Genomic DNA, 9,068 nt, shown 5'->3' on the forward strand with positions numbered 1-9,068 from the left:
GCTTCAGCAAGCGCCCGGCTCTACCCCGCCGAGCGCTTGCTGAAGCTGCCCGACACACTCGCTTTCGAGGACGCGGCGGCGCTGCTGTTCAAGGGCATCACCGCGCACTACCTGCTGCACGCCACCTACCCCGTCGGGCCCGGCACACGCATCCTGCTGTACGGCGCGGCGGGCGCCGTCGGCCAGTTGATGGCGGCCTGGGCCCGGCACCTGGGCGCCTGGGTGATCGGCGTGGTGTCGAAGGCGGAAAGCGTCGAGCGGGCCAGGGCTGCCGGCTGCGACGAGGTGCTGGTGTTCGACGCGGCCAGTCTCGCCGCCCAGGTCACCGAGCTGACCGCCGGGCGCAAGGTCGATGTGGTCTACGACCCCATCGGTCGCGCTACCTTCGAGGCGTCCCTGGACAGCTTGCGTCCGCGCGGCCTGCTGGTGTCCTTCGGCGCTACCTCCGGCGTGCCGCCAGCCGTCGAAGTCGCCACCCTCAACGCCAAGGGTTCGCTGTTCCTCACCCGTCCCTCGCTCGCCGCCCACACCGCCAACCCGGAGGAATACCGGCTACGCGCGCAGGCTGTGCTGCGCGCCCATGCAGACGGTGTCATCCAGCCCCGGGTCTGGCGGCGCTACCCGCTGGCCGAGGCGGCCGTGGCGCATACCGATCTGCTGGAGGGACGCTCGCAAGGCGCGCTGGTACTCTTGCCCTGACCCACCCGCAAGAGGCGCATGCATGCAACCGTTCGACAGCCGGCAGGCCGATGAAGTCGCCACGCTCCTGGCCCTGGCCGAGCACGGTTCGTTCGCCGCCGCCGGCCGCGCCCTGCAACGCCATCCCTCGGTGCTCTCGAAGCGGCTCGGCGCACTGGAGCGTCGCCTCGGCATCCGCCTGGTCGAACGCACCACCCGGCAACTGCGCTTCACCGATGAAGGCGAGCGCCTGGCGAGCCGCTTCCGCCAGGCCGTCGACCTGCTCGACGAGGCCGAGCACGAAGCCAGCCTGGGCGCCGCGCAACTGCGCGGACGCCTGCGCATCGCCCTGCCGTCGGCGATGGGCCGGCTCTGGCTCGGTCCGCTGCTGGCGGAGTTCGCCCTGGCGCATCCGCAGGTGGTGCTGGAAACCGACTATTCGGAGCGCTTCGTCGACATCATCGCGGAAGGCTTCGACCTCGCGATCCGGGTCGGCGAACTGGCCGACAGCCGCCTGGTGGCCAGGCGGCTGTGCGCCCATCGGCGCATCCTCGGTGCCGCTCCCGACTACCTGGAGCGGCATGGGGTACCGCGTATCCCGGCCGACCTGGCGGCACACAATTGCCTCGGCTTCAGCGGACTGCACTCGTACCCGGAGTGGAAGCTGACCCGCCAGGACGAACAGCAGCCCGTGCGGGTACGCGGCTCGATGGTCAGCAACGACAACGAGGCCCTGCTCTGCGCCGCACGCCAGGGCCTGGGCATCTTCGCCGCCGGCGAGTGGCTGATGAGCCGCGACCTCGAAGCCGGCAGGCTGGTACGGGTGCTACCGGAGTGGCAACTGGATGCCGACGCCGGCGTCTACCTGGTGCGCCCCTCGGCGCGCTACGCCACGGCGGCGGGCAGCGCGTTCCGCCAATGGGTGGAAGCGCGGTTCGCCGCGGGCCCGCCCTGGCAGCGCCAGCAGGACTGAGCGGTATCCGCGAGCGGCTCGCCGAGGATCGCACCGCCTCCCGCCCCTCGCTCCCGGACAATCCGGATACCCTCCCGCCAGCATGCGGATAGCCAATGACCCGCCGGCCGGTTCCTACTAGGCTGGTTCGCTTCGCTTTCCCGTTTTCCCACTCCAACAACAACCCGATGAGGAATCCAGGCATGGGACAGTACGTCAGCATCGCCGCGTCCGACGGCAGCGGCCGGTTCGACGCGTATCTCGCGCTCCCCGCCAGCGGCAAGGGGCCGGGCGTGGTGATCGGTCAGGAAATCTTCGGCGTCAACGCGAACATGCGCGCGGTGGCCGAGCTGTACGCCGAAGAGGGCTACGTGGCCCTGGTCCCCGACCTGTTCTGGCGGCTCCAGCCGGGGGTCGACCTGGGCTACGACGAAGCGGCCTTCGCCAAGGCCATCGAGCTGTTCCAGCGCATCGACCTGGACGCCGCGGTGGACGACATCGCCGCCTGTATCGAGCACCTGCGCCAACGCGAGGAGGTGGTCCACGCCGGGATCGGCTTCGTCGGCTTCTGCATGGGCGGCAAGCTGGCCTACCTCGCCGCGACGCGCACCGACGTCTCCTGCTCGGTGGGCTACTATGGCATGGGCATCGAGGCGCTGCTCGACGAGGCGAAACAGATCAAGGGCCGGCTGGTGCTGCATTTCGCCGAACAGGACGCCTACTGCCCGCAGCAGGCCCGCGACGCGATCCTGCCCTGCCTGCGCAACCTGCCCAAGACCGAGTTGTACCTCTACCCCGGCGTCGATCACGCCTTCGCCCGCGTCGGCGGCATGCACTTCGACAAACCGGCCTACCTGATGGCCCACGAACGCAGCATCGCCGCCCTGAAGCGGGAGATCGGGCCGAACTTCGACCTCTCCGCGCTGTGGGACGAGCATGTGCGCCACGAGTTCGACACCCGCGACGTCGCCGCGACCATGGCGACCATGGTCGCCGAGCCCTACGTCAACCATGTCCCGACCCTCACCGGCGGCGTCGGCCAGCGCGAACTGAGCCGCTTCTACCGCCATCACTTCATCCACGGCAACCCGCCGGACATGACCCTCACGCCGATTTCGCGGACGGTGGGGGCGCTGCAGGTGGTCGACGAGTTCGTCATGCGCTTCACCCACAGCTGCGAGATCGACTGGCTGCTGCCCGGCGTCCCACCCACCGGGCGCTTCGTGGAAATCCCCATGCTCGGCGTGGTGCGCTTTCGCGGCGACCGCCTGTACCACGAGCACATCTATTGGGACCAGGCCGGCGTGCTGGTGCAGATCGGCCTGCTCGACCCGCAGGGCCTGCCGGTCGCGGGGGTGGAAAGCGCGCGCAAGCTGCTCGACGAAAGCCTGCCGTCGAACCGCCTGATGGCGCGCTGGGCAGCCAGCGAAGGACTCGGCCTCTAGCGGCCGGCTAGCCGCCGAGCAAGGCGCAGAAACGCGCCAGGTCGACGTTACCGCCGCTGAGCAGGATCCCGACCCGCTTGCCGCGCAATTCGTCCTTGCGCTGGCGGGCGGCGGCCAGGCCGAGGCAACCGGTGGGCTCGACCAGCAGCTTCATCCGCGCGGCGAGGAAGCGCATGCCATCCACCAGTTCGGCGTCGCTGGCGGTGAGGATGTCATCGACGTTGCGCTGGATCAGCGGGAAGGTGAGATTGCCCAAATGCTGGGTCTGGGCGCCATCGGCGAGGGTCTGCGGCGTATCGATATGCACGATGGCGCCGCTGCGCAGCGAACGCTGGCCATCGTTGCCGGCCTCCGGCTCCACCCCGTAGATCCGGCAGGCCGGCGCCAGCGCGCGGATCGCCAGGGCGCAGCCGGAGAGCAAGCCGCCGCCGCCGAGGGGCGCGAAGAAGGCGTCCAGCGGACCGACTTCTTCGAACAGTTCCTTGGCCGCGGTGCCCTGCCCGGCCAGCACGTCGGGGTGATCGTAGGGCGGGATCAGGGTCAGGCCATGGCGCTGCGCCAGGTCGCGGCCGATCTGCTCGCGATCTTCCGTATAGCGGTCATAGAGCACTACCTGCCCGCCGTAGCCACGGGTCGCCTCGATCTTCACCGCCGGCGCGTCGGCCGGCATTACGATGGTCGCCGGGATCCCCAGCAAGCGCGCCGAGAGGGCGATGGCCTGGGCGTGGTTGCCGGAGGAGAACGCCACCACCCCGGCGGCACGCTGCTCGGCGGAAAACCGCGACAGCGCGTTGAAGGCGCCGCGGAACTTGAACGCTCCCATGCGCTGCAGGTTTTCGCATTTGAAGAAGACTTCCGCGCCGAGTTCTTCGTCGAGGGTACGCGAGGACATCACCGGCGTGCGGTTGGCATGCCCGGCGATCCGCGCGGCGGCGGCGATCACATCGTCGTAGGTAGGCAGGTCGTGCATGGTCAGTTCCTCGGACCTTGGCAAAGAAGACGGGCAGGTCGCCAGGTTAGCAGGCGAACGCCGCCAGCAGCGCCTGCGCGACAGCATCGGCGGCGGAAGACTGGCGGAGCCATTGACGAAGAGGCCCTGCATGGGTCGATGCTCCGCGATGCCGGGTCGGCCTCACTCGTCCAGGTAGCCGTCCCTGATGCCCTTCGAGCGGCGGTAGAGGTAGAGCCCGAGGCGCAGCACGACGAGCACGCCGAAGAACACCCCGACGGTCACCCAGGTGTTGCCGAAGAACCATTCCAGGCAGACGTAGAGCAACGCCAGCGGTATGCAGACGAGGGTCATCAGCAGGTAATGCTTGATCATTGCGGCGGGCACTCCTCTTCTTCGTCCTTCAGCGGGCATTTGACGATCTGCTTGCCCGTCTGCCAGGCGGCCTGGGTGGCCACGGCCTTCTTGATGGTATCGGCATGGGCGGCCTTGCGCGCGGCCAGCTTGGCCGCGCGGTTGGCGGTGTTGGCCGCCTGTCCGGAAAGGGTCCTGATCGCCTTGGCGGACTGCACCACGGTCTTGCCGGTGCTGAGCATGCCCGGCGCCACGGTGCCGATGGCCGCCGAGGCGCCGACGTGTTTCCAGTTGATGTCGATGCACTTCCACTTGATATCGGTGAGGTCGCGATCGCTGTCCCAGTTGTCCTTCATCTGCCCCAGCACCTGCTTGCCGGTCTGCATCCCCAGCTCGATGCCGGCGCCCAGCGCCGCTCCGATCGCGGCGCGGGCGGCGAAGGCGCCGATCACCACCAGCGGGATGATCAGGCCGGTGGGATCGTAGGCCAGCGTGGGCGCGTTCAGCGCGTAGGCATAGGGGTTGGGCCCACCACCCAGGCCGAGCGGGTCCTGGCTGGCATAGCGCCCGGCTTCCGGCAGGTAGTAACGGTAGCGGTTGTAGTAGAGGCCGCTTTCCTCATCGTGGTACTGCCCCTGGAAGCGGATCGGCTGCGCACCCGGCTGTCGTTCCGGCGCTACCGCCCGCCAGTCGTCCGGAACGCCCTGCCAACGCAGTTGGCCACGTTCGTCGCTCAGTTGCAGGGGGGTACCGAGGTGGTCGGTGTGGAAGAAAGCGATCCGCGCCTCGCCCAGCGCCGGCACGCATTGCGCCGGCAGCGGCTGGCCCTCGGCGGCGAACGCCTGGCGCAGTTGCAGCAGCTCCGGGGGATCGGGCTCACAGGCCTGCTCCAGGCGCAGCAACGGGACGAAACCGCCCGGTTCGTGAACGGTGGTGCGCAGTTCCCGCGCAAAGGCTTCGGCGCATTGGCGATCGCCGTCCCAGCCGAAGCGCACCTGCTGCTCGACACCGTCGCGCAGCACCACCTTGGCGATCCGTCGCGACAGCGCGTCGTAGCGGTAGCGCGCCTCCAGCCACGTGCCGTCGGCGTAATCGCGCGTCAGATGGACCAGGCGCTGCGCGCCGTCGTAGGCCAGGCGCAGGCGCTCGCCGTCGGCGCCGATACGCTCGATCAGGTTGCCCAGCGCATCGAAGCGATAGCGGTTGCCGGCGATCCTCTCCACGCGGTTGCCGGCCCAGCGCGCCGGGCCTTCGCCGGCCTGGCTCGCGCGCGCCTCGGAGCGACTGAAACCGGAGCGGTACAATTCGTTCTCGGCGAATGCCTGGCGAGCGTCCTCGCGCGCATGCTCGCCGACGCCCTCCAGGCGGTTGCCGGCGGCGTCGTAGCGGTAGGTGCTGGCCGCCGCGCCAGCGCGCCGGCTGGCCAGCAGGCGACCGCCGAGGTCGTATTCGTAGCGCACCGACGGATACTGGTTGTCGTCGATGCCGACCAGTTGTCCAAGTCCGTCGTAGCGATAGCCGCGCTGCCAGTCGAAACCGCCGGCCAGACGCAGGCGGCTGTGCTGCAGGCGTCCCAGCGGCGCGTGCTGGCGCTCCTGGGTGAACAACGCGTCATCCTGCCCGTCGCGGCGGGCGTCGCGACGCACCTCACGGTGCAGGGCATCGCGCTCGAAGGCCAGCTCGACCGCACCGACCAGCGCGCCGTGCAGATGACCCGGGCCATAGGTCAGCCAGGCGACCGGCGGCGCGTCGCCGTAGCGGCTGGTCTGGCGCACGCCTAGTGCGTCGTGGCTGTGCTCGACGCTGTAGACCCAACCGTCGGCATGTACCTGGCTTTCCAGGCGCAGGTTACCGACCTCGTCGTACGTGTAGCGCACCTCGCAATCCGCCCCGCCAGCGCTGGCCAGGCGGCCGTCGGCCAACCAGCGGTAACGCTCGACCAGGGCCGGTGCGTGCTCGGTGGCGGGAACCCGGATGCTCGCCAGGCGGCCGTCGCGGTCGTAGGCATAGGTGGTCTCGCGACCGTCGGCATCCTCGCGGGCGATCAGTTCGTCAGCGGCGTTGTAGCGATAGCGTTGGCGACGACCGTCGAAGCCGGTCTCTTCCACCAGACGGTCCAGCAGGTCGTAGCGGAAATGCGCCTGGACGCCGTTCTCGTTGGTCAGGGCGACCAGCCTGCCGGCTTCGTCGTGCAGGTAGGACAATTCGCCGCCGCCGGCGTCGGAAACCCGCGCCAGCAGATCGCCGTGCCCCCAGGAAAACAGCGTGGCGTGCCCCTTGGCATCGGCGATACGGGTCTGCCGCCCAAGGGCGTCGTATTCATAGCTCAGGGCGCTGCCGTCGGCCAATTCCAGGCCGATCAGTTGCCCCAGCGGGTCGTAGCGGCGCCGGGTCAGTTGTCCCAGCGGGTCGCTGCTGGCGACCAAACGTCCTTCGTTGTCGTAGTCGTAACGCCAGACCTGGCCGGAACAATCGGTCAACGCGGCCAACAGGCCGAAGCGGTTCCACTCCAGGCGCCGCTCGCCGCCGCGCGGGTCGACGATTCGCGTCGGCCGGTCGGGCAGGCGCGGGTCTTCGTAGGCGTAGCGGGTGCTGCCGGCCGGGCCGCGCACCGTCGTCGCATTGCCCCGTTCGTCGCGCTCGAAGGTCCAGCGGCGCTGCATCGCGTCCTCCAGCTCGACCAGCAGCCCGGTCTCTTCGTCGACGCGCTTGCGATAGCGCGCCTTGCCCGGCGACTCCTCCTCGAGCATCCGCCCCTGGCCATCGCGCCGGCGCCGCGTCTCCCGTCCCAGCGGATCGCGCATGGCGACCAGGCGGCCGAACAGGTCGTAGTCGAACTCGCTACGGCTGCCGTCGGCCCTGACCAGCGCGGTCCAGCGCCGCTGCCCACCCTCGCCGGCGAACTCGTAGCGTTCGACGCGGCCGAGGCTGTCGCTGACCTCGGTGGCATCGCGCAGGTAGCGGAAGGTACGGGTCAGGCCGCCCGCCTCGATCTGCTTCACGACCCGCCCGTGCGGAGCATGGACATCCCACTCGTAGCGAACCTCCAGCCCGCCCGGTTCGCCGTGGGCGACCAGCATGTGCTCGCGCCAGGCGAATACCCGGACCACCTGGCCAAGACGGTCGCGCACGGCGATCAGATCGCCGCTGTCGCTGAACTGGTAGCGCACCAGCCAGTCGAGCCCCGGGCTCTGCGGATCGATGTAGTCCGGAGGCGGTCCGTCGTGGCTGGCCAGGATCACGCCGAACAGACGCAGGCCGTCGTCGCCCTCGCTCGGCTCGCAGGCCTGCTGGTAGACCAGCGCATAGCTGCGCCCGGCGCTGTCGCGCACGCCGGTGAGCAGGCCACGTCCGCTCCAGCGGAACTCGGTGCGGTAGCCGGCGCGGCCGAAGCTGGCCTGCAGGCGCCAGATACCGTCGGGGCAACGCTGGAAATGCAGGTAGCTGTGGCCGGACAGCACCAGCACGGAGCCCTCCTGCGTCTGCAGTTCGGCCGGCACCGCCGCCCAGCGCCCGCGCCAGGCCTGCGCTTCGCCGCCGCTCGAACCGCCGCGGCGCAGCCACAGCTCCTCGCTGCCGGAATAATGCTGCGCGCCGGGAGCCAGCGCAGGAAAGCCGATCCGGCGGCCTTGGGCGTCGACCAGCACGCAGGCGTCTTCGCTCAGTTCCAGGTGCATGCTCTCGCCCGGCAGCCACCAGCCCCGGCCGAGCCGGCCGATACGCGGGTTGCTCGACAGGTAGCCACGGGCGAAGGTGAAGGTGTCCGGCGCCGCCAGGGCGAAATCGACCTCTTCCGGCAACAGCTTGCTGCCGAGCATCGGGTTGACCGGCTTGCCCACCAGCGGCACGCAGGCGGACGCCCGGTCGGCCAGGCCGACCGCGCTGCTGCCGACGTGCACGGTGGGCGAGCCGGTGGAGATAACCCCTCCCGAGACTTTTTCGCCGACATGGGAAACCGGTAGGCCGCTCATCTATCCATCCTTCCTTGGGAAAAGCCGCGACAGGACATCCGCCCGCCGCTCAACAGTTGATATCGACATTGGGCGAGAGGATCTCGATCTCCCCCGGGGTCAGGCGGATCGTGCTCTGGCCGCAGCGCAAGAGGATCTCGCGGTCGGCGGTCAGCTCGATGCGCTGGCTGCCGAGGGTGATGCTCTGACCGTCCAGGGTGATCTTCGAGCCATCGTCGCTGCCGCCCACGCTCACTTCGTAGCTATCGCCCACCGACAAGGTCTTCTTCTTCATCACCTGGGTGCTCTGGTTCAGCCCGACCACGGTGTTCATCATCATGCCGACGTTCAGGCTGTAGCCGAGCCCGACGTTTTCCATGCGCCCCATGCCGACGTTCTGTAACGAGGCCATGAGGATGGTTTCCGTCTTGTTCATGCCGATCCTGACCGTCTCGTTACGGTCGACCGTCTTGCTGCGGTTGGCATGCACGGTGATGGTCTCGTTGTTGTCCACGGTCTCGGTGCGATCGTGCTTCACATGCACCGTCTCGTCGTGGTCGATGGTCTTGGTCCGGTCGTGGCCGACCCAGTGGGTCTCGTCGTTCTCGACCTCGATGTCCTGGTTCCTCTCGGCATGGATGAACAACTGCTCGGCGCCCTTCTTGTCCTCCATGCGGATCTCGTTGAAGTTGGCCGGCGTGCCGCCCTTGCTCGAACGGCTCTTGGTGCCGCTCTGGGTA

7 protein-coding genes are annotated in these 9,068 nt (G+C 69.0%); 3 read left to right on the forward strand and 4 right to left on the reverse strand.

What is annotated here, in order from left to right; translation table 11 throughout:
• From FFS27_RS22995 to FFS27_RS23005, 3 genes are all read left to right on the forward strand, one after another.
• A partial coding sequence (locus tag FFS27_RS22995) for a zinc-binding dehydrogenase (protein WP_137952226.1) occupies nucleotides 1–699 on the forward strand: 699 nt, incomplete at its 5' end.
• Between the two features lie 22 nt (nucleotides 700–721).
• Nucleotides 722–1,651: a LysR family transcriptional regulator gene (locus FFS27_RS23000; RefSeq protein ID WP_023101194.1), complete on the forward strand. Its 930-nt coding sequence runs from the start codon at nucleotides 722–724 to the stop codon at nucleotides 1,649–1,651.
• A gap of 182 nt (nucleotides 1,652–1,833) precedes the next feature.
• Nucleotides 1,834–3,075 (forward strand): dienelactone hydrolase family protein, encoded by a 1,242-nt coding sequence (locus tag FFS27_RS23005; protein ID WP_021264910.1) that lies wholly within the window; start codon nucleotides 1,834–1,836, stop codon nucleotides 3,073–3,075.
• A 7-nt stretch (nucleotides 3,076–3,082) separates the two neighbouring features.
• Here the strand turns inward: FFS27_RS23005 and FFS27_RS23010 are convergent, their stop codons facing one another.
• The 4 genes from FFS27_RS23010 to FFS27_RS23025 form a co-directional block, all read right to left on the reverse strand.
• The gene (locus FFS27_RS23010) at nucleotides 3,083–4,045 is read right to left on the reverse strand and encodes a threo-3-hydroxy-L-aspartate ammonia-lyase (protein ID WP_003090528.1); all 963 of its coding nucleotides are present in this window, start codon (nucleotides 4,043–4,045) and stop codon (nucleotides 3,083–3,085) included.
• A 162-nt stretch (nucleotides 4,046–4,207) separates the two neighbouring features.
• A complete protein-coding gene (locus tag FFS27_RS23015) occupies nucleotides 4,208–4,399 on the reverse strand; it encodes a hypothetical protein (protein ID WP_003090543.1) in 192 nt (63 codons plus the stop codon).
• Nucleotides 4,396–8,349, reverse strand: coding sequence for a type VI secretion system effector Tse5 (tse5, locus tag FFS27_RS23020; RefSeq protein ID WP_023101193.1), 3,954 nt, complete (start codon nucleotides 8,347–8,349; stop codon nucleotides 4,396–4,398). The genes FFS27_RS23015 and tse5 overlap by 4 nt, the downstream gene beginning before the upstream one ends.
• 49 nt (nucleotides 8,350–8,398) lie before the next feature.
• Nucleotides 8,399–9,068: bacteriophage T4 gp5 trimerisation domain-containing protein (locus FFS27_RS23025; RefSeq protein ID WP_409563933.1), on the reverse strand; the 670-nt coding region annotated here is incomplete at its 5' end.

Origin of the sequence: Pseudomonas sp. 2VD (assembly GCF_005503585.1) — a bacterium.
Lineage (GTDB): Bacteria > Pseudomonadota > Gammaproteobacteria > Pseudomonadales > Pseudomonadaceae > Pseudomonas > Pseudomonas aeruginosa.

What these genes read in the sequence shown, in the direction of transcription:
- FFS27_RS23000 (WP_023101194.1), top strand. Translation starts at nt 722, where the DNA reads ATGCAACCGTTCGACAGCCGGCAGGCCGATGAAGTCGCCACGCTCCTG.
- FFS27_RS23005 (WP_021264910.1), top strand. Translation starts at nt 1,834, where the DNA reads ATGGGACAGTACGTCAGCATCGCCGCGTCCGACGGCAGCGGCCGGTTC.
- FFS27_RS23010 (WP_003090528.1), bottom strand. Translation starts at nt 4,045, where the DNA reads ATGCACGACCTGCCTACCTACGACGATGTGATCGCCGCCGCCGCGCGG.
- FFS27_RS23015 (WP_003090543.1), bottom strand. Translation starts at nt 4,399, where the DNA reads ATGATCAAGCATTACCTGCTGATGACCCTCGTCTGCATACCGCTGGCG.
- tse5 (WP_023101193.1), bottom strand. Translation starts at nt 8,349, where the DNA reads ATGAGCGGCCTACCGGTTTCCCATGTCGGCGAAAAAGTCTCGGGAGGG.